The sequence below is a fragment of the Paraburkholderia atlantica genome, from assembly GCF_009362785.1.
Taxonomy (GTDB): Bacteria; Pseudomonadota; Gammaproteobacteria; order Burkholderiales; family Burkholderiaceae; genus Paraburkholderia; species Paraburkholderia atlantica.
Genome location: NZ_WHNQ01000009.1, coordinates 41282 through 60229, shown reverse-complemented (window position 1 = coordinate 60229; position 18948 = coordinate 41282). Strand labels below are relative to the sequence as shown.

Genomic DNA, 18948 nt, shown 5'->3' with positions numbered 1-18948 from the left:
CGAGCTTCGCTCGCTACGATTGAAACGCCTGTTCCCGATCCACGGGCCAGGCGTTTCTCGTATCAGGAGTCTGCCGATGATCGTTACCCTGCCATATTCCCCTTACTCTCAATCGACGCAATTTTCGCGTAGGTCACGCCGCGCACGCTGGCGCGAGCATTGGTTCGCACGCCTTTGCCGGCGCTGCGGCGTCGGTTTCACGCTGATCGAGTTGATGATCGTGCTGGCGATCGTCGGCGTGATCGCAGCCTACGCGATACCCGCGTATCAGGACTATCTGGCGCGCAGCCGGGTCGGCGAGGGCTTGTCGCTGGCGGCGTCGGCGCGGCTCGCGGTGGCAGAAAACGCCGCGAGCGGCAACGCGTTCAGCGGCGGCTATGCGTCGCCGCCCGCCACGCGCAACGTCGAGTCCATCCAGATCGACGACGACACCGGCCAGATCACGATCACGTACTCGACGCGCGTCGCGCAGGCCGGCGCGAACACGATGACGCTGGTGCCCTCGGTGCCGGACAACGCCGACGCGCCGAGCGCACGTGTCGCGTTGAGCAAGGACACGGTGCAGACGGGCGCGCTGACGTGGGAATGCTTCGCGAGCGGCAAGAGCGCGTCGTCGTTGCCGGCGCCGGGTTCGGGGCCGATGCCGGGCGAAGCACCCACGCTCGCAGCGAACCTGGCACCGCCTGAATGCCGATCGTAAGGGGGCAGATGAATGGGCGAACGAGACGACGACCCGGCGCTGACCGGACGACTCGAAGCCACAACGTAAAGGGCTGATTTGCAGCCTATTTCGGCCGAACCGGCGCACAGTGCAACGAAATTTTTGTATAGTGCGCCGGTTGCTGACGCCCACCGTTGATTCGATGCCCACCCCTTTCGCGCGCTACCTGTCTCTCGTACTGCTGGCTCTTGCGTTGATTCTGCCCTACGCGGTTGCCAACCATACGTATCCGATCCCAACCTTCTACTCCGAATTCACGTCACTTGCGCTGTATCTGCTGACCGGGGCGGCCGTCATGCTGATGGTCGCGACCACGCGGCCGCGCGTGAGCTTCGCGTCGCCGACGGTCGCGCTCGTGCCCTTGCTGTTCGGCCTCGTGCTGGTCGTGCAGACGTTCGTGCTGCCGGTCGCTGAGCCGTCGATGAACTGGCTCGGCGCGGGCTTCCTGCTCGCTGCGTGGATGGCCGTGCACGTGGGCTATGGCTTCGCGCGCGTGAAGCTCGACGAGACCGCGTTGCGCTGGGCGGCGGGGGCGTTGATCGTGGGCGGTCTGTTCGCGGTGTTCAGTCAGGTGATCCAGCTGTTTCACCTCGAGGCGCGCGTGGCTCCGCTCGTCGTCGCGTACAACATCACCGTCGACCGCCGGCCGTTTGGCAACATGGCGCAGGCGAACCACCTCGCGACGTATATTGCGTTCGCGATGGCGGGTGCGCTGTACCTCGTGCAGACGCGCCGCATCGCGGTGCCTATCTGGCTGCTCGTGTCGACGATTTTCTCGGTCGGCCTCGCGCTGACCGTGTCCCGTGGTCCGTGGCTGCAGATGGGTGTGATCGTCGTGGCCGGCTTCTGGATGGCCTTCGCGCAGACTCGCAACGAACCGCGATCGCGCCGTAGCAACCGTGACTGGCTGGTGCCGATCGCGCTCGGGGTGCTGTTTTTCGTCGTCAATGCGGTGATCCGCTGGGCCAACGTGCGCTTTCACCTCGAACTCGGGCAGTCGGCGGCCGAGCGCTTCCAGGATGCCGGTCAGATCGCGCCGCGCATCGCGCTATTGAAATACGGCTGGACGATGTTCAAGCAGCATCCGCTGCTCGGCGTCGGCTGGGGCGAATTCCCGAGCTATCAGTTCGAGCTCGTCAGGCAACTCGGCGGCGTCGAAATCGCCAACAACTCGCACGACATCTTCGTCGATCTGCTCGCGAAAACCGGCCTGATCGGTCTCGCGATCGTGCTCGTGGGTCTCGTTGCCTGGCTCGTGCGCGTCGTGCGTGCGCCGCAAAGCGCCACGCGCGTGTTCGGCATCGCGCTGATCGGCGTGCTCACGATGCATGCGCTCGTCGAGTATCCGCAGCAGTACATGTTCTTCCTGCTGCCCGCGATGTTCGTGTTCGGTCTGCTCGAAACGCGGCCCTTGCGCATGGTGCCGGCGAATCTGTCGCTCGGCGCGTTCGCGGTGGTGGTATTCGGCGGACTCGCCGCGCTGTATCCGGTGTATCGCGACTATGCGCGTGCCGAGGTGCTGTACTACGGCCAGCGTCCAGCCGAGCAGTACGGCGCCGATCCGTCGTTCATGTTCGGCGCGTGGGGCGAATATGGTCTGGCGACGCTGCAACCGATGAATCCACTGAACTTGCAACGCAAGCTCGCGATGCACAAGCGGGCGATCGCGCTGTTGCCGGGCGAAACGGTGCTGCGACGCTACGCGGTGCTGCAGGCGCTGGCCGGCGACACCGCGGCGGCGCTCGATACGGTCGAACGCTTGCGGATTTTCGCGGAGGAACTGAAGGACTGGCCGGTGCAGCTCGGCTATCTGTACCAGCTCGTCGATGAGCAGAAGTCGCTCGCGGGCTTCAGGGAGCAGTTGGTGAAACGCTATGGCACGCCGGCATCGGACGCGGCACCGGATGACGACAGCGACGAAGACTGATCGGACTGCGGAGGCTTGGCCATGCTCGCGCCAAGACGGGTCTCCGCGCCACGAAGCTCAAAGCTCTGAATACTTCGCGGCGGTGCCTTTCGCCTTGTCGACGGGGTAGCGCGCTTCGTTGAGCTTCAGTTTTTCCGCTGCCGCGTCGACGAGATCGAAGCCCGCAGTATGGGCGACCAGCAGCAGGTACATGAACACGTCGGCGCACTCGTGCCGGAGGTTCGTCATTTGCTCGGGATCGGTGAGCAGCGCGTCGATCTGCGCGTCGGACTTCCATTGAATCGTCTCCAGAAGCTCGCCGGCTTCGATGCCGGTGGAGACGATCAGGTTGCGCAGCGTATGAAACTGCCGCCAGTCGCGCGCGTCGCGAAACGCAAGTAGCTGCTTGAGCAGTTCGTCGATGGTCATGGTGCTACCCGGATAGTTGCCTAACCGCGCTTCAAGCTTGCGCGACCCAATCCCCCGATTTCCCGCCGTGCTTTTCCATCACCTTCACATCGGTGATAGTCATGCCGCGATCGACGGCCTTGCACATGTCGTACACGGTCAGCAGCCCGACCTGAACGGCGGTGAGCGCTTCCATTTCGACGCCCGTGCGTCCAAACGTCTCGACCTGGACCGTGCAATGCACGCCGGGCATCTGCTCGTCGAGCTCGAAATCGGCCTTCACGCGTGTCAGCGCGAGCGGGTGGCACAGCGGAATCAGATCGGCGGTGCGCTTCGAGGCCTGGATCGCCGCGATTCGTGCGACGCCGATCACGTCGCCCTTTTTGGCGTTGCCGTCGCGGATCAGCGCGAACGTGTCGGGCAGCATGCGGATCGAGCCGCGCGCGATCGCGATGCGCCTGGTCTCCTGCTTGCCGCCGACGTCCACCATATGCGCGTCACCAGACGCATCGAAATGAGTGAGTTCAGGCATGGTTGACTCCTTCAGAGGGCGCCTATCATAGCAGTGCGGCGCGGCCCCGAATCGTCGCGGCGACTGGTTACACTTGCGCAGTGTCGTACCTTGCCCGTTATCTTAGTCCGGGCCACGGGCGGCGTTTTTCGACTTCGTCAGACCGGCTTCGCGATGCATCCAAAACGATTCCTCGCTGCATTGCTATCCGTCGCGCTCGCGATGCCGCCCGGCGCGTTCGCGCAATCGACCGGCAGGGCGGCCATCGCGCCGGGAACCTCATCGTCCGAGGCGCCGCTCGTTAGCGGTCCGAGCGACGCGCATGCCGATCCGATCCTGCCGCCCGACATCGCGCGCGGCGTGTTCGGCACCTACGGCGGCGCGCAGAGCCGTTTTTCCAATGGCGGCGCTAACGGCAGCAATGGCGGCAAAACCGGCAGCAACGACTGGCGCGCGCCGATCGTCGCGCAGCAGTTGCCCGATCTCGGCAGCGGCGGCGCCGGCTCGCTGACTCCGCAGGCCGAACGCAAGCTCGGCGAGCGCGTGATGCGCGACATACGCCGCGACCCCGATTATCTCGACGACTGGCTCGTGCGCGACTACCTGAATTCGGTCGCCGCCAAGCTCGCGGCAGCGGCCAGCGCGTTGTATATCGGCGGTTATCGTCCGGATTTCGAACTGTTCGGGGTGCGCGACGCGCAGATCAACGCGTTTTCGCTGCCGGGCGGTTTCATCGGCGTGAACACGGGGCTGATCGTCGCGACGCAGACCGAATCAGAGCTCGCGGCGGTGCTGGGCCACGAGATGGGGCACGTGTTGCAGCGGCACATCTCGCGGATGATCTCGAACGGCGAGCGCAGCGGCTACGCGGCGCTCGTCGGCGTGCTGTTCGGCGTGCTGGCAGGCGTACTCGCGCATAGCGGCGACCTCGGCAGCGCGATCGCGCTCGGCAGCCAGGCGTATGCGGTCGACAGCCAGTTGCGCTTCTCGCGATCGGCCGAGCAGGAGGCGGACCGCGTCGGCTTTCTGCTGCTCGCCGGCGCCGGCTACGATCCCTACGCGATGCCGACGTTCTTCCATCGGCTCGACCGCGCGGCGCTGAACGACAACGGCATTCCGGCCTACGCGCGCACACATCCGCTGACCGGTGAACGGATCGCCGACATGGACGACCGCGCGCGCCGCGCGCCGTACCGACAGCCGCATCAAGACCCCGAGTACGGCTTCGTGCGGGCGCGCGCGGGTCTGTTGCAGGGCCATTCGCGCAGCGAATACGCGGACGAGATTTCGCGTTTGCGCTCGGAAATCGAGGACCGCACCGCGCTGAACGTCGCGGCGAACTGGTACGGCATCGCGTATGGGCAGATGCTGCTCGAGCGCTACGACGACGCGGCCGCCTCGCTAGCGAACGCGCGCGCGACCTTCGTCTCGGGCGCGCGTACAGAGGGCGAGCCGGAGCGCGATTCGCCGAGCCTCGACGTGCTCGCGACCGACATCGCCCGCAGCGCCGGTCACGCCGACGAAGCCGCGCGTCTCGCCGAGTTCGCGCAGAAGCGCTGGCCGCAGTCGAACGCCGCGATCGACATCCATATCCGCACGCTGTTGACGCTGCACCGTTTCACCGACGCACAGGCGCTCGCGAAGCAGGAAACCCGCGCGCACCCCGATCAACCCGCGTGGTGGCTGTATCTCGCGCAGGCGAGCGCCGGCAGTGGCGATGCACTGACGCAGCATCGCGCGATGGCGGAGAAATTCGCGCTGGAGGGCGCGTGGCCATCGGCGATCCGGCAGTTGAAGGACGCGCGCGACCTGAAGACGATCGGCTATTACGACCTGGCAACCGTCGACGCGCGCCTGCATGAGATGGAAAGCCGCTACAAGGAGGAGCGGCTCGACGAGAAGGGCTAGGGTGGACGCCGGCGCACGCCGGCGCGTGCGTCAGACCTGCGCCGCCGGGCTCGCGACGAAGCCGAAGCGCGCGGCCACCTGATCGCGTCGCACGCTTTGCAGCGGCAGTGTGAGTTGAGCGCTCCAGTGGAATGCGCCGCTCAATGAGCCATCGTCGGCGAGCGTCGCGTGATCGGAGAAGATCTCGAGGTCGTGATCGTGCAGCGCCGCGATGCGTGCCGGCTGCGAGCGATCGGCGAACAGAATGCCGCCGTCTTCATCGACGAACACCGCCGACGGCTCGAACGTGCCGCCGCCCTGGTCGTGCAACGCGAGCGTTCCATCCGCGTGCGCGGACAATCTGACCACCCACGGCGTGTAATCCAGCTCGACATACACGCGCTGCGGTCCGTTCTGGAAAAACCACTGCCCGCGTTCATCGGCCTCGTAGTTCCGGTTGATGAAGCCAAGCAGCGCCTCGTGCCGGATCGGCACGCCGTGCGCGCCGCTCGCCTGGGCCGCTTCGTCGCGCATGCGCCAGTTGCCGCGCCGGTCGAGCATCAACCAGCCGGTGCAACTCGGCACGTTCGGCCATTTGGCGAGCGACTGTTTGACGATGTCATCCATGATCGACGTGTCGCTCCATATAGCCGAACACGCGCCGCGACAGCCAGTCGATGCGGCCCGGGAACGGCCCGGTCATGAAACCCGCGTGGCCGCCGTGCTCAGGCTGATACAGCTCGACCGCCGCCGACACCTCGTGCCGCGACGGCAGCGCTTCGGCCGGCAGGAACGGGTCGTTGCGCGCGTTGAGCACCAGCGTGGGCACCTGAATGTGCGGCAGCAGCGGGCGGGTGGTTGCGGTGCTCCAGTAGTCGTCGGTATTGCGAAAGCCGTGCAGCGGCGCGGTCACGACGTTGTCGAACTCGTACATCGTGCGGCTCGCGAGCATCGCGTCGCGATCGAACAGGCCCGGGAACTGCTCGAGCTTCTGATTGGCCTTGTGCTTCAGCGTCTTCAGGAAGCTGCGCGTGTAGACGAGGCCGAAGCCCTGCGACAGCGCGCGGCCGCCCGCATGGACGTCGATCGGCGTCGAAATCGCGGCGGCGGCGGCTACCACCTGCGCCGCATCGTGTTGCCGCTCGCCGAGCCAGCGCAGCAGCACGTTGCCGCCGAGCGACACGCCCGCCGCGACCACCGGCCCGCGATGCGCGGCGCGCAGGCGGCGCAGGATCCAGTCCACTTCGTTGCTGTCGGCCAGATGGTAGAAGCGCGGTAGCCGGTTCAGCGGGCCGCTGCAGCTGCGAAAGTGCGGCACCACGCCGTGCCAGCCGTATTCGCGCGCGGCGGCCATCAGCGCCACCGCGTAGTGCGACGACGAACTGCCTTCGAGGCCGTGGAACAGCACGAAGAGCGGGGCGGTCTCGGTGAGCGGAGTATCGTGCGCGACCCAGTCGAGATCGATGAAATCGCCGTCCGGTGTGTCCCAGCGCTCGCGGCGAAACGACACGGCGGGGCGTCGCGCGAACAGCGACGGGACGATCGTCTGCACATGCCGGTTGGGCAGCCACAGCGGCGCGCGGTACAGCAGCTCGACGGTCGCCTCGACGGCGGCCGCCACCCTGGCGGGGGCCGTACCGGAGGAAGCGGGTTTATGTGGCGTCGAACTCATACCGGCGGAAAAGCGAGAAAGCGTGAATCTGAATCTGTCGGTCTGCCGCGCGTCAGTGCAGCGGGCCCTGGCCATGCCGCATCTTGGTCGCGAACTGGCTGGCGGTCTCGTTCGGCATCGGGCTCGCGTGAATATGCGCAATGCGCCATTCGCCGCGTTCGTGGACCATCACGTAGGTGGTGAAGACCATCGCCGGCGTGGCGGTCGGATCGGCCGGACGATGCGCTTCGGCAATCGCATAGACGACGGTGCCGAGGCTGTCGTACACGCGGATGTCGAGCGGCTCGATCGACACCGGCATCGCTTCGAGCTGAGTCTGCAAGCCATTGCGGATGTTTTCGAGACCGTGCAGGTGCGAGCCGTCCGCGCAGATGCAGCTGACGAACTCCTCGTCGATCCACAAGCCCATCAAGCTGTCGATATTGACCTCGGCGACGGCCTGATAGTAGGCGTTCAGGGTATCGGCGGCGGCTTCGAAGATATGGGCAAAACGTGGCATGGCTCGTCAGTCTCTAGTGCGCGGCGCGCGGTTGCGGGTCAGCGATAGCGGGACGGTCCAGAGCGCCGGACCATCGCCCCCGGCGTCAGCTTGCCCGTGCCGCAAGGCGCGAACGTGACGCGACGCGCTCGGGGGCGTGCGGTGTTGCGTGCAAGTACCAGTCGGCTCAGCGCTGCGCGAGCAGCATGCCGCGCAAATCGCCGAAAACCTGCTCGGCGCTCAGCTGCTTCAGACAGTTCAGATGACCGAGCGGGCACTCGCGCTCAAAACAGGGGCTGCATTCGAGATGAAGCCATTGTACCTTCGCGAGCTCGGACAAGGGCGGGGTGTGGCGCGGATCGGTCGAACCGAAAACGGCCACGAGCGGGCGGCGCAGCGCGGCGGCGACGTGCATCAGGCCGGAGTCGTTGGTGACGACCGCGTTGGCCCGCGAGATCAGCGCGCAGGCCTCGCCGAGCGCGGTCTGGCCGCACAGGTTGCGCACGTTCGGCGCCTTTTCGGCGATTGCCTGCGCGAGCGGCGCGTCTTTCGGCGAACCGAGCGCGACGATCTGCGTGTACGGGAACGACTGGCCGACCATCTGCGCGAGCGCCGCGAAGTGCTCGGGCGGCCAGCGCTTGGCGGGACCGTACTCGGCGCCCGGGCAGAACACCAGCAGCGGCACGCGGGTATCGAGATTGAAGCGCGCCGACACGCGCGACGCCTCGTTCAGATCCGTATCGAGACGCGGCATCGGCAGATCTTCGGGGACCTTGGCACCGGGCGCGTAGGCGAGGGCGGCGTAGTGGCCGACCATCGGCGGACGCGCGTCCTTGCGCGGATTCGCGTGACGCACGTTCAGCATGCCGTAGCGACTCTCGCCGGTGTAGCCGATGCGCAGCGGAATGCCCGCCAGCCACGGAATCAGCGCCGACTTGAACGAGTTCGGCAGCACGTAGGCCGCGTCGTAGCCGACGTCGCGCAGATCGCTCGACAGCTGCCAGCGGCGCAGCATCTGCAGCTTGCCGTGGGCGAGATCGGTCGCGTAGACGTCGCGGATTTCCGGCATGCGTTCGAGCACGGGCGCGACCCAGCTGGGCGCGACCGCGTCGATGACGATGCGCGGATGCAATTTCACGAGGCGCGCAAACAGCGGCTGCGCCATCAATGCGTCACCGATCCAATTCGGTGCGATAACCAACGCGCGACGCATCAGAGTGAGTGTCCGGTGTCGATAACAAGCGCCGCGCGCGCGATGCGCGCGGCACTCGGATGGGTAAAGGGGAAAGCGGAAAGCCGCGCGGCGCGTGGGCCTCGCGGGTCGTGCGATCGAGCCTGCGGCGCGGCCGAGCGCGCGATCCGAAACCCGCGCCTCGTGCCGCTGAAGCCGGCTCAGGACCGCTCGATGCGTTGGATCAATGGCCCTTGATCACTTCGCCGTCGCGCAGCTTGTAGCGTGTGCTGCAATACGGGCAACGCGCTTCGCCGTGCGACACGTCGATGAAGACGCGCGGATGCGCACTCCAGCGCGGCATGGCCGGGTTCGGACAATACGCCGGCAGATCTTTTGCCGTCAGTTCGACCAGCGGCATTTCCTTGATTTCGCTCATGACACTTTCTCGTTGTATGCGGGGTGCTTGCAGTGCGCCGCCGATGGGCGGCGCGGCGCATCTCAAAACGTCGCTCAGATCTTCGTGAGCCAGTGCGCGTACTTCTCGCCCTTGCCGTTCACGACGTCGAAGAAGGCGGACTGCAGCTTTTCGGTAATAGGGCCGCGCACGCCGGCGCCGATCTTGCGGTTGTCGAGTTCGCGGATCGGCGTGACTTCGGCTGCCGTGCCGGTGAAGAACGCTTCGTCGCAGGTATAGACTTCGTCGCGCGTGATGCGCTTTTCGATCACCTGGATGCCCATGTCGCGCGCGAGCGTGATCACGGTGTCGCGCGTGATGCCGTCGAGGCACGACGATAGGTCGGGCGTGTACAGCTTGCCGTTGTTGACGAGGAAGAAGTTCTCGCCCGAGCCTTCCGACACGTAGCCGTCGACGTCGAGCAGCAGCGCTTCGTCGTAGCCGTCGGCGATCGCTTCCTGGTTCGCGAGGATCGAGTTCACGTACCAGCCCGACGCCTTCGCGCGCACCATCGACACGTTCACGTGATGGCGCGTGAACGACGACGTCTTCACGCGGATACCCTTGGTGATGCCGTCTTCGCCGAGGTACGCGCCCCACGGCCACGCGGCGATCGCGACGTGAATCGTGTTGCCCTTGGCCGACACGCCGAGCTTTTCCGAGCCGACCCAGATGATCGGGCGCAGATAGCAGGAGTCGAGCTTGTTCTCGCGGACCACTTCGCGCTGCGCGGCGGCGAGCGTTTCATGGTCGAACGGCACGTCCATCTGGAAGATCTTCGCCGAGTTCAGCAGGCGCTTGGTGTGCTCCTGCAGGCGGAAAATCGCGGTGGCGCCGTCGGCGGTCTTGTAAGCGCGCACGCCCTCGAACACGCCCATGCCATAGTGCAGCGTGTGGGTGAGCACGTGGATTTTGGCATCGCGCCACTCGATGAGCTTGCCATCCATCCAGATCTTGCCGTCGCGGTCGGCCATTGACATACGGTTCTCCAGCAGGTGCGTTATGAGGTGCGGCCATGAGCGCAGGACATAGCCGGGAGCGCTATTTTAGCGTCTTTTGCACATACAACGGGCGTTTGGGCGCACCCCGGACGCTATAATCCAGCACACGCATAAATCAAATCCGGATGCGCCAGCGGGTGGTCTCGCAAGCTGGTGCCGGCCCGGCCTTCTTGACGGGGTTTCTTGCCCCCGCACCCTTCGCCCGATGCTCGCTCGACTGTCCGACACCGATCGCCGCGCTTTCCGTGAAGGCGCGCGCGCCTATGCTCCCACGCTGATGGCGATTTTTTCCTGGGGCCTCGTGACGGGCATCGCGATGAGCAAGTCCGTGCTGACGCTGCCACAGGCGCTCACGATGTCGCTGCTGTGCTACGCCGGTTCGTCGCAGCTGGCGGTGCTGCCGCTGCTCGCCGCGAAACTGCCGGTGTGGACCGTGCTGCTGACCGCGGCGATGGTCAACACCCGCTTCGTGATCTTCAGTGTCGGCCTCGCGCCCCACTTCTCGTATCTGCCGATGTGGCGGCGCATCGTGCTCGGCTACTTCAACGGCGACGTGATCTATCTGCTGTTCGTCAAAAAGAACTTTCCGACCGGCTACGTGCCTGGCAAGGAGGCGTATTTCTGGGGCATGGCGGTGGCGAGCTGGCTGTCGTGGCAGGTATCGTCGATCGTCGGCATCCTGCTCGCGAGCCTGATTCCCGATAACTGGGGGCTCGCGCTCGCCGGCACGCTCGCGTTGTTGCCCATCATGGTGTCCGCGGTCGCGACGCGCTCCACGCTGGCCGCGGTCAGCGTGGCTGCAGTCGTGGCGCTGCTCGCGCTCGATCTGCCGTACCGGCTCGCGCTGCCGTTCGCGGTGATCGCGGCGATCGTCGCCGGCAGCGCAGCCGACCTGATGATCGAGCGCGCGGACCTGCGCCGCATCCGCGGCGTGAACGATCGCGCCGGAGACTCCCGATGACCTCAACGCAAATCTGGCTCGCCATTTTCGGCATGACCTTCGTCACCGCGCTCACGCGCGCGATGTTCCTGATCGGCGGCGAGCGCACGGTGTTGCCGCCGCGCGTGCAGAAGATGCTGCGCTACGCGCCGGCCGCCGCGCTCGCCGCCGTGGTGGTGCCCGACGTGCTGACGACGCCCGACGGACTGTCGTTCGCGGCTTCCAACCATGAGCTCTATGCGACCCTCGCCGGCCTCGGCTGGTTTTTGTGGCGCCGCACCATGCTCGGCACGATCGTGACCGGGATGGTCGTGTTCACGCTGATGCGCGTCTTCCTGTGACGGTCCGGCCCGCGATGTGGCGATGGTGCCGCGCGGCATCGACGGCCTCGCGGTCAAATACGCGACATTCGCCGCGTCGCGGTCAGAAGGCCGTTGGGATCAGTTAAAATGCCTTTTTCCGGGTTGAGCGCGCCGCAGCAAGGCGCCTAGTGCCGCGGCCGGCCGCCGGCGCCCGATCCCGCGGAGCCGTTGGGCCGAAGCGCTGGAGTTCGCTGCGCCTCGTCCCCGCGCGCTGTCCGCCACCGCCTTCTCATCAACTCGCATACTCAAGCCCATGAACAAGGTATTGCGTCTCTCCGACCTGATCGCCGAAGGCAAGCTGTCCGGCAAACGCGTGTTCATCCGCGCCGATCTGAACGTGCCGCAGGACGATCAAGGAAACATCACCGAAGACACCCGCATCCGCGCTTCCGTGCCGGCCATCAAGGCCGCGCTCGACGCCGGCGCCGCGGTGATGGTCACCTCGCACCTTGGCCGTCCGACCGAAGGCGACTTCAAACCGGAAGACTCGCTCGCACCGGTGGCGAAGCGTCTCGCCGAGCTGCTCGGCCGTGACGTGCCGCTCGTCGCGAACTGGGTCGAAAACGGCGTGAATGTCGCGCCGGGCTCGGTCGTGCTGCTCGAAAACTGCCGCGTCAACAAGGGCGAAAAGAAAGATTCCGACGGGCTCGCGCAGAAAATGGCCAAGCTCTGCGATATCTACGTGAACGACGCGTTCGGCACCGCGCACCGCGCCGAAGCGACCACGCACGGCATCGCGAAGTACGCGCCGGTTGCCTGCGCGGGTCCGCTGCTCGCGGCTGAGCTCGAAGCGCTCGGCAAGGCGCTCGGCGCGCCGAAGCGTCCGCTCGTGGCGATCGTCGCGGGTTCGAAGGTGTCGACCAAGCTGACCATCCTGAAGTCGCTCGCTGAGAAGGTCGACCAGCTGATCGTCGGTGGCGGCATCGCCAATACGTTCATGCTCGCGGCCGGCCTGAAGATCGGCAAGTCGCTCGCAGAAGCCGATCTCGTCGCCGAAGCGAAGGCGATCATCGACGCGGCGAAGGCCCGCGGCGCCTCGGTGCCGATCCCGACCGACGTGGTCACGGCCAAGGAGTTCTCGCCGACCGCGAAGGCCGAAGTGAAGGCCGTCGCCGATGTGCAGGACGACGACATGATCCTCGACATCGGCCCGGAAACGGCCAAGGTGCTCGCCGCACAGCTCGAGAAGGCCGGCACGATCGTGTGGAACGGCCCGGTCGGCGTGTTCGAGTTCGACCAGTTCGGCAACGGCACGAAGACGCTCGCGGACGCGATCGCGCGCTCGGCGGCGTTCTCGATCGCAGGCGGCGGCGACACGCTCGCGGCAATCGCCAAGTACGGCATCCACGATCAGGTCAGCTACATTTCGACGGGCGGCGGCGCATTCCTCGAGTTCCTCGAGGGCAAGAAGCTGCCGGCGGTCGAAGTTCTGGAATCGCGGGCTTAACGTGGCGACGCGCTCCCCAGCGGCGAAGTCGACCAAGGCGCGTGGCGCGAAAGCGCCGCGCGGCAACGCGGCGACACCGGCAAGGGAGCGCGCGAAACGCGCGGCCGCCGAGGCGCTGGTAGCGCCCGCGGCGGCCGAAGCGGAGCAGCCGCCAACGGCACATGCCGAATCTGCTGAACGCGATTCGGCCCAGCCGGAACAGCCCTCCGGCAAGCCGGACAGGAAATCTCCGGCGCGCGAGGCGCCGGTCTCTAATACCGCATCACCCGCCTCACTCCACAAAGCGACACCGGCCACAACCGGCGCGCGACCCCACGTAGCATCTTTCGATGCGCGACCTCCGCAGCAGCCCCGCAGCGCTCTTTCCAGCGATCCTATCCAGACGAGGAGACTCATGCATCGCGCCACCAAGATTGTCGCTACTGTCGGTCCGGCTTCCAGTACGCCGGAAATCCTGCTGCAAATGATTCAGGCAGGATTGGACGTGGTGCGGCTCAATTTCTCACACGGCACCGCCGACGACCATCGCCAGCGCGCCGAATACGTTCGCGAGGCGGCCCGCCAGGCCGGCCGCGAAGTCGCCATCATGGCGGACCTGCAAGGCCCGAAGATTCGTGTCGGCAAATTCGAGAACGGCCGCACGACACTCGTCACCGGAAATCCTTTCATCCTCGATGCGGAATGCGAGCTCGGCAACGACGAGCGCGTCGGCCTCGACTACAAGGACCTGCCGCGCGACCTGAAGCCGGGCGACGTGCTGCTGCTCAACGACGGCCTGATCGTGCTCAACGTGCAGCGCGTGATCGGCCAGGAGATCCATACGATCGTGAAGATCGGCGGTGAGCTGTCGAACAACAAGGGCATCAACCGCCAGGGCGGCGGTCTGTCGGCGCCCGCGCTGACCGCGAAGGACATGGAGGACATCCGCACGGCGATGTCGCTCGGCGTCGATTTCATCGCGGTGTCGTTCCCGAAGAACGCGACCGACATGGAAATGGCCCGCCAGCTCGCGAACATCGCCGGCGCGCCGTACGGCATCAAGCCGAAGATGATCGCGAAGATCGAGCGCGCGGAAGCGATTCCGGCGCTGCAAGGCATCCTCGACGCTTCGGACGGCATCATGGTCGCGCGTGGCGACCTGGCCGTGGAAGTCGGCAATGCCGCCGTGCCGGCGCTGCAAAAGCGCATGATCCGCATGGCGCGCGAGTCGAACAAGTTCGTGATCACCGCGACGCAGATGATGGAGTCGATGATCCACGCGCCGGTGCCGACTCGCGCGGAAGTGTCGGACGTCGCCAATGCGGTGCTCGACGGCACGGACGCGGTGATGCTGTCGGCGGAATCGGCGGCGGGCAAGTACCCGGTACAGACCATCGAGACGATGGCCGCGATCTGCGTCGAAGCGGAAAAGTCCGAGCAGTCGGAGCTCGACAAGGACTTCCTCGACCGCACGTTCACGCGGATCGACCAGTCGATCGCGATGGGCGCGCTGTTCACCGCCTACCACCTCGGCGCCAAGGCGATCGTCGCGCTGACCGAGTCGGGCTCGACGGCGCTGTGGATGTCGCGCCACTGGACCCACGTGCCGATCTTCGCGCTGACGCCGCGCGTCGGCAGCGAACGGGCGATGGCGCTGTACCGCAACGTGACGTCGCTGCATCTGGACACCAACACCGACCGCGACACGGCGCTGCAGCAAGCGCTCGAAACCGTGGTCGGCAAGGGCTACGCGTCGCATGGCGACATGGTCGTGCTGACGGTCGGCGAGCCGATGGGTCAGGCGGGCGGCACCAATACGTTGAAGATCGTGCGGGTCGGTGAACCGTACTGATCAGGAAGGACTGCTCGATCGGCACGGGCTCGATTGAGCGAAGCAGGGCGGCGAAACCCGCACGGTCCATGTGCGACGGCGCACCAAAGCGCCGGTGTCGCTGCGGGAACGCCGCCTGCTTCGCGATAAAATCGCCGCAAAAGATGCCGACGGCAAAAGAATTCGTTTCAATCCAAGGAGTTTAAGCATGCCTCTCGTATCAATGCGTCAACTGCTGGACCATGCCGCGGAAAACGGCTATGGCCTTCCGGCATTCAACGTGAACAACCTGGAGCAGGTGCAGGCGATCATGGCCGCGGCCGACAAGGTCAACGCCCCGGTCATCATGCAGGCGTCGGCTGGTGCGCGTAAGTACGCGGGCGAGCCGTTCCTGCGTCATCTGATCGAAGCGGCGGTCGAGTCGTATCCGCACATTCCGGTCGTGATGCACCAGGATCACGGTCAGTCGCCGGCAGTGTGTATGGCGGCGATCCGCAGCGGTTTCACCAGCGTGATGATGGACGGTTCGCTCGAAGCCGACGGCAAGACGGTCGCATCGTACGAGTACAACGTCGAAGTGTCGCGCAAGGTCGTCGAAGCGGCGCACTCGATCGGCGTCACCGTTGAGGCGGAGCTGGGCGTGCTCGGTTCGCTCGAAACCATGAAGGGCGACAAGGAAGACGGCCACGGCGCCGAAGGCACGATGACGCGTGAGCAGCTGCTGACCGATCCGGAGCAGGCCGCCGACTTCGTCAAGCTGACCCAGTGCGACGCGCTGGCCATCGCGATCGGCACCTCGCACGGCGCATACAAGTTCAGCAAGAAGCCGACGGGAGACATCCTGTCGATCCAGCGCATCAAGGAAATCCATCAGCGCATTCCGAACACGCACCTCGTGATGCACGGCTCGTCGTCGGTGCCGCAGGAGCTGCTCGCGGAAATCCGCGAATTCGGCGGCGACATGAAGGAAACCTACGGCGTGCCGGTCGAGGAAATCCAGGAAGGTATCCGTCACGGCGTGCGCAAGGTCAACATCGACACCGACCTGCGTCTGGCGATCACGGGCGCGATCCGCCGCTACATGGCGACCAACCCGAGCAAGTTCGATCCGCGTGATTACCTGAAGCCGGCGCGCGAAGCGGCGATGAAGATCTGTATCGACCGTTACATGCAATTCGGCTGCGAAGGCCAGGCTGGCAAGATCAAGCCGGTTTCGCTTGATAAAATTGCGGAGAAGTACAAGTCGGGCGAGCTCGCGCAAGTCGTCCGCTAAGCTGTAGTTTTGGCTCCGCGCCTGGCCGTTTGGCCAGGTTGTCGTCCGATCGCCGTTCCCGCATCATCGGGGGAACGGCGTTTCCCTTTTGTTCCGGTCATATTTTTTGCCCCATTTTTAGCGAACCACGACGATGTCTACCCTCTACGAATCCACGCTCCGCTCGCTGCCGCTGCTCGGCCGCGGCAAAGTCCGCGACAACTATGCGGTGGGCAACGACCAGTTGCTGATCGTCACGACCGACCGTCTGTCGGCGTTCGACGTGATCATGGGCGAGCCGATTCCGAACAAGGGCCGCGTGCTCAACGCGATGGCGAACTTCTGGTTCGAGAAACTGCAGCATGTGGTGCCGAACCACCTGACGGGCGTCGCGCCCGAATCGGTGGTCGCGCCGGACGAAGTCGAGCAGGTCAAGGGGCGCGCGGTGGTCGTCAAGCGTCTCGAGCCGATCCTCGTCGAAGCGGTGGTGCGCGGCTATCTGGCTGGCAGCGGCTGGAAGGATTACCAGGCCACCGGTTCGGTCTGCGGCGTGCAGCTGCCGGCGGGTCTGCAGAACGCGCAGAAGCTGCCTGAGCCGATCTTCACGCCGGCCGCCAAGGCCGAGATGGGTCACCACGACGAAAACATCACCTACGACGAGATGGAACGCCGCATCGGCACCGAGCTGTCGGCCACGATCCGCGACATCTCGATCCGTCTGTACAAGGAAGCCGCTGATTACGCCGCGACCCGCGGCATCATCATCGCGGACACGAAGTTCGAATTCGGTCTCGACAACCACGGCAAGCTGTACCTGATGGACGAGGCACTCACCGCCGATTCGTCGCGCTTCTGGCCGGCGGACCAGTACCAGGTCGGCACCAACCCGCCGTCGTTCGACAAGCAGTTCGTGCGCGACTGGCTCGAAACCCAGCCGTGGAAGAAAGAGCCGCCGGCGCCGAAGCTACCTGACGACGTGGTCGCAAAGACGGGCGAGAAGTACCAGGAAGCGCTCGAGCGTCTGACCGGGCACAAGCTCGACTGATCTGATTGCGCGCCGGGGTCAGGCGCGCATCGCCCGGAAACAAGGAAGCCGTAAAGATGAGTGAAGCACAAACCGCCCATAAGCATGATGCGCCGGTCGTCGGCGTATTGATGGGCTCCAGTTCCGACTGGGAAGTGATGAAAAACGCCGTTGCGATCCTGCAGGAATTCGGCGTGCCGTACGAAGCGAAGGTCGTGTCCGCGCACCGCATGCCCGACGAAATGTTCGCCTATGCTGAAAGCGCGCGCGAGCGCGGCATTCGTGCAATCATCGCGGGCGCGGGCGGCGCCGCGCATCTGCCGGGCATGCTGGCCGCGAAAACCACGGTGCCGGTGCTCGGCGTACCGGTCGCGAGCAAGTATCTGAAGGGCGTCGATTCGCTGCATTCGATCGTGCAGATGCCCAAGGGCGTGCCGGTCGCGACGTTTGCGATCGGCGAAGCGGGTGCCGCGAACGCGGCACTGTTCGCGGTGTCGCTGCTGTCCGGCACGAGCGCCGAATACGCGGACAAGCTCGCTGCATTCCGCGTGCGCCAGAACGAAGCGGCTCACGCGATGGTATTGCCGGCGCTGTAAGCGCGCCGGTTGTTTTATTAGACGTCCCCTGTCCGACCCCCGGCCGGGTGCCCGCCGCTCTGTATGCGAGCGCGACGCGTATCCGGCCGCGACCGACCACCAAGATGAACCCTGACAACACACCGGTTTCACCGATTCTGCCCGGCGCATGGCTTGGCATGGTCGGTGGCGGCCAGCTCGGCCGCATGTTCTGTTTTGCCGCCCAGGCGATGGGCTATCGCGTCGCTGTGCTCGATCCGGACGAAACCAGCCCGGCCGGCGCGGTCGCGGATCGCCACCTGCGCGCGGCCTACGACGACGAAGCGTCGCTGACCGAACTCGCGCGGCTGTGCGCGGCGGTGTCGACCGAATTCGAGAACGTGCCGGCTGCGAGCCTCAACTTTCTCGGCAAGACCACCTTCGTGAGCCCGGCGGGGCGTTGCGTCGCCGTCGCGCAAGACCGGATCGCCGAGAAGCGCTTTATCGCATCGTCGGGCGTGACGGTTGCGCCGCACGTCGTGATCGAGTCGTCGGATGCGCTTGCGGCGCTGGGCGACGCCGAGCTCGAAGCGGTGCTGCCCGGCATCCTGAAAACGGCGCGCATGGGTTACGACGGCAAGGGCCAGGTTCGCGTGCGCAACGCCGAGGAAGTGCGCGAGGCGCACGCGGCGCTCGGCGGCGTGCCGTGTGTGCTCGAGAAGCGCCTGCCGCTGAAGTTCGAGGTGTCGGCGCTGATCGCACGCGCGGCGAGCGGGGCGTCGGTCGTCTATCCCCTCGCCCAGAACACCCATCGCGACGGCGTGCTGTCGCACACCATCGTTCCCGCGCCGGACGCGTCGCCCACGCTCGTGCAGCAGGCTCAACAGGCCGCGCTGCAGATCGCCGAGAAGCTCGGCTATGTCGGCGTGCTGTGCGTCGAGTTCTTCATTCTCGAAGACGGCTCGCTAGTCGCCAACGAAATGGCGCCGCGTCCGCACAACTCCGGCCACTATACGGTCGACGCCTGCGCGACCAGCCAGTTCGAGCAGCAGGTGCGGGCGATGACCAGCATGCCGCTCGGCGACACACGCCAGCATTCGCCGGCGGTGATGCTGAACATTCTCGGCGACGTGTGGTTCCCGGACGGTCCGAAGCGCGCGGCGGTCACGCCGCCATGGCAGGAAGTCGCCGCGATGCCGGCCGCGCGCCTGCATCTGTACGGCAAGGAAGAGGCGCGTTGCGGCCGCAAGATGGGTCACGTGAACTTCACCGCGCCGACGCTCGAAGAAGCCCGCACGGCGGCGCGCGATTGCGCGCGGCTGCTGCATATCGCTACCAGCTGAAGCG

19 protein-coding genes are annotated in these 18948 nt (G+C 65.8%); 11 read left to right on the top strand and 8 right to left on the bottom strand.

Annotation, left to right across the window (positions count from 1 at the left end; all coding sequences use genetic code 11):
- Positions 1–76 precede the first annotated feature (76 nt).
- On the top strand, positions 77–700 hold the full coding sequence (locus GCT19_RS15270) for a pilin (RefSeq protein WP_152852430.1): 624 nt from the start codon (positions 77–79) through the stop codon (positions 698–700).
- Between the two features lie 163 nt (positions 701–863).
- On the top strand, positions 864–2648 hold the full coding sequence (locus tag GCT19_RS15265) for a PglL family O-oligosaccharyltransferase (protein WP_193727400.1): 1785 nt from the start codon (positions 864–866) through the stop codon (positions 2646–2648).
- Positions 2649–2705: 57 nt separating this feature from the next.
- Here the strand turns inward: GCT19_RS15265 and GCT19_RS15260 are convergent, their stop codons facing one another.
- Positions 2706–3056 (bottom strand): nucleotide pyrophosphohydrolase, encoded by a 351-nt coding sequence (locus GCT19_RS15260; protein ID WP_018437752.1) that lies wholly within the window; start codon positions 3054–3056, stop codon positions 2706–2708.
- A gap of 31 nt (positions 3057–3087) precedes the next feature.
- Positions 3088–3567, bottom strand: a complete 480-nt coding sequence (gene moaC, locus GCT19_RS15255; protein ID WP_018437753.1) for a cyclic pyranopterin monophosphate synthase MoaC — start codon at positions 3565–3567, stop codon at positions 3088–3090.
- 153 nt (positions 3568–3720) lie between these two features.
- Here moaC and GCT19_RS15250 point away from each other — a divergent pair, with 153 nt between their 5' ends.
- A complete protein-coding gene (locus tag GCT19_RS15250; RefSeq protein ID WP_152852429.1) occupies positions 3721–5454 on the top strand; it encodes a M48 family metalloprotease in 1734 nt (577 codons plus the stop codon).
- A gap of 30 nt (positions 5455–5484) precedes the next feature.
- Here the strand turns inward: GCT19_RS15250 and GCT19_RS15245 are convergent, their stop codons facing one another.
- The 6 genes from GCT19_RS15245 to GCT19_RS15220 form a co-directional block, all read right to left on the bottom strand.
- Positions 5485–6060, bottom strand: a complete 576-nt coding sequence (locus tag GCT19_RS15245) for a DUF2946 family protein (protein ID WP_013090434.1) — start codon at positions 6058–6060, stop codon at positions 5485–5487.
- Positions 6053–7105 carry a hydrolase gene (locus GCT19_RS15240; protein WP_152852428.1) on the bottom strand — a complete coding sequence of 351 codons (1053 nt, stop codon included), beginning with the start codon at positions 7103–7105 and terminating at the stop codon, positions 6053–6055. Before GCT19_RS15240 ends, GCT19_RS15245 begins: the two co-directional genes overlap by 8 nt.
- 52 nt (positions 7106–7157) lie before the next feature.
- Entirely contained in the window at positions 7158–7604 is a 447-nt protein-coding gene (locus tag GCT19_RS15235; RefSeq protein ID WP_013090432.1) for a nuclear transport factor 2 family protein, read from the bottom strand.
- 166 nt (positions 7605–7770) lie between these two features.
- On the bottom strand, positions 7771–8796 hold the full coding sequence (gene waaF, locus GCT19_RS15230; protein ID WP_018437757.1) for a lipopolysaccharide heptosyltransferase II: 1026 nt from the start codon (positions 8794–8796) through the stop codon (positions 7771–7773).
- Between the two features lie 202 nt (positions 8797–8998).
- On the bottom strand, positions 8999–9193 hold the full coding sequence (locus tag GCT19_RS15225; protein WP_013090430.1) for a zinc-finger domain-containing protein: 195 nt from the start codon (positions 9191–9193) through the stop codon (positions 8999–9001).
- A gap of 74 nt (positions 9194–9267) precedes the next feature.
- A complete protein-coding gene (locus GCT19_RS15220) occupies positions 9268–10191 on the bottom strand; it encodes a branched-chain amino acid transaminase (protein WP_013090429.1) in 924 nt (307 codons plus the stop codon).
- A gap of 226 nt (positions 10192–10417) precedes the next feature.
- Between GCT19_RS15220 and GCT19_RS15215 the strand changes: the two genes are divergently transcribed.
- The 8 genes from GCT19_RS15215 to GCT19_RS15180 all read left to right on the top strand — a co-directional run bounded on the left by GCT19_RS15215 (position 10418) and on the right by GCT19_RS15180 (position 18944).
- The gene (locus tag GCT19_RS15215) at positions 10418–11173 is read left to right on the top strand and encodes an AzlC family ABC transporter permease (RefSeq protein ID WP_013090428.1); all 756 of its coding nucleotides are present in this window, start codon (positions 10418–10420) and stop codon (positions 11171–11173) included.
- Positions 11170–11493, top strand: coding sequence for an AzlD domain-containing protein (locus GCT19_RS15210; protein WP_013090427.1), 324 nt, complete (start codon positions 11170–11172; stop codon positions 11491–11493). Before GCT19_RS15215 ends, GCT19_RS15210 begins: the two co-directional genes overlap by 4 nt.
- Positions 11494–11767: 274 nt before the next feature.
- Positions 11768–12961 (top strand): phosphoglycerate kinase, encoded by a 1194-nt coding sequence (locus GCT19_RS15205; protein WP_152852427.1) that lies wholly within the window; start codon positions 11768–11770, stop codon positions 12959–12961.
- 394 nt (positions 12962–13355) lie between these two features.
- The gene (pyk, locus tag GCT19_RS15200; RefSeq protein WP_013090425.1) at positions 13356–14792 is read left to right on the top strand and encodes a pyruvate kinase; all 1437 of its coding nucleotides are present in this window, start codon (positions 13356–13358) and stop codon (positions 14790–14792) included.
- 187 nt (positions 14793–14979) lie between these two features.
- Positions 14980–16044, top strand: a complete 1065-nt coding sequence (fba, locus tag GCT19_RS15195; RefSeq protein WP_008920440.1) for a class II fructose-bisphosphate aldolase — start codon at positions 14980–14982, stop codon at positions 16042–16044.
- Positions 16045–16177: 133 nt separating this feature from the next.
- On the top strand, positions 16178–17068 hold the full coding sequence (locus tag GCT19_RS15190; RefSeq protein WP_013090424.1) for a phosphoribosylaminoimidazolesuccinocarboxamide synthase: 891 nt from the start codon (positions 16178–16180) through the stop codon (positions 17066–17068).
- Positions 17069–17124: 56 nt separating this feature from the next.
- Positions 17125–17643 carry a 5-(carboxyamino)imidazole ribonucleotide mutase gene (gene purE, locus GCT19_RS15185; RefSeq protein ID WP_013090423.1) on the top strand — a complete coding sequence of 173 codons (519 nt, stop codon included), beginning with the start codon at positions 17125–17127 and terminating at the stop codon, positions 17641–17643.
- 104 nt (positions 17644–17747) lie between these two features.
- Entirely contained in the window at positions 17748–18944 is a 1197-nt protein-coding gene (locus tag GCT19_RS15180; protein ID WP_152852426.1) for a 5-(carboxyamino)imidazole ribonucleotide synthase, read from the top strand.
- Positions 18945–18948: the final 4 nt, after the last annotated feature.

Coding starts and splice junctions, on each gene's coding strand:
- GCT19_RS15270 (WP_152852430.1), top strand. CDS start 77: ATGATCGTTACCCTGCCATATTCCCCTTACTCTCAATCGACGCAATTT.
- GCT19_RS15265 (WP_193727400.1), top strand. CDS start 864: ATGCCCACCCCTTTCGCGCGCTACCTGTCTCTCGTACTGCTGGCTCTT.
- GCT19_RS15260 (WP_018437752.1), bottom strand. CDS start 3,056: ATGACCATCGACGAACTGCTCAAGCAGCTACTTGCGTTTCGCGACGCG.
- moaC (WP_018437753.1), bottom strand. CDS start 3,567: ATGCCTGAACTCACTCATTTCGATGCGTCTGGTGACGCGCATATGGTG.
- GCT19_RS15250 (WP_152852429.1), top strand. CDS start 3,721: ATGCATCCAAAACGATTCCTCGCTGCATTGCTATCCGTCGCGCTCGCG.
- GCT19_RS15245 (WP_013090434.1), bottom strand. CDS start 6,060: ATGGATGACATCGTCAAACAGTCGCTCGCCAAATGGCCGAACGTGCCG.
- GCT19_RS15240 (WP_152852428.1), bottom strand. CDS start 7,105: ATGAGTTCGACGCCACATAAACCCGCTTCCTCCGGTACGGCCCCCGCC.
- GCT19_RS15235 (WP_013090432.1), bottom strand. CDS start 7,604: ATGCCACGTTTTGCCCATATCTTCGAAGCCGCCGCCGATACCCTGAAC.
- waaF (WP_018437757.1), bottom strand. CDS start 8,796: ATGCGTCGCGCGTTGGTTATCGCACCGAATTGGATCGGTGACGCATTG.
- GCT19_RS15225 (WP_013090430.1), bottom strand. CDS start 9,193: ATGAGCGAAATCAAGGAAATGCCGCTGGTCGAACTGACGGCAAAAGAT.
- GCT19_RS15220 (WP_013090429.1), bottom strand. CDS start 10,191: ATGTCAATGGCCGACCGCGACGGCAAGATCTGGATGGATGGCAAGCTC.
- GCT19_RS15215 (WP_013090428.1), top strand. CDS start 10,418: ATGCTCGCTCGACTGTCCGACACCGATCGCCGCGCTTTCCGTGAAGGC.
- GCT19_RS15210 (WP_013090427.1), top strand. CDS start 11,170: ATGACCTCAACGCAAATCTGGCTCGCCATTTTCGGCATGACCTTCGTC.
- GCT19_RS15205 (WP_152852427.1), top strand. CDS start 11,768: ATGAACAAGGTATTGCGTCTCTCCGACCTGATCGCCGAAGGCAAGCTG.
- pyk (WP_013090425.1), top strand. CDS start 13,356: ATGCATCGCGCCACCAAGATTGTCGCTACTGTCGGTCCGGCTTCCAGT.
- fba (WP_008920440.1), top strand. CDS start 14,980: ATGCCTCTCGTATCAATGCGTCAACTGCTGGACCATGCCGCGGAAAAC.
- GCT19_RS15190 (WP_013090424.1), top strand. CDS start 16,178: ATGTCTACCCTCTACGAATCCACGCTCCGCTCGCTGCCGCTGCTCGGC.
- purE (WP_013090423.1), top strand. CDS start 17,125: ATGAGTGAAGCACAAACCGCCCATAAGCATGATGCGCCGGTCGTCGGC.
- GCT19_RS15180 (WP_152852426.1), top strand. CDS start 17,748: ATGAACCCTGACAACACACCGGTTTCACCGATTCTGCCCGGCGCATGG.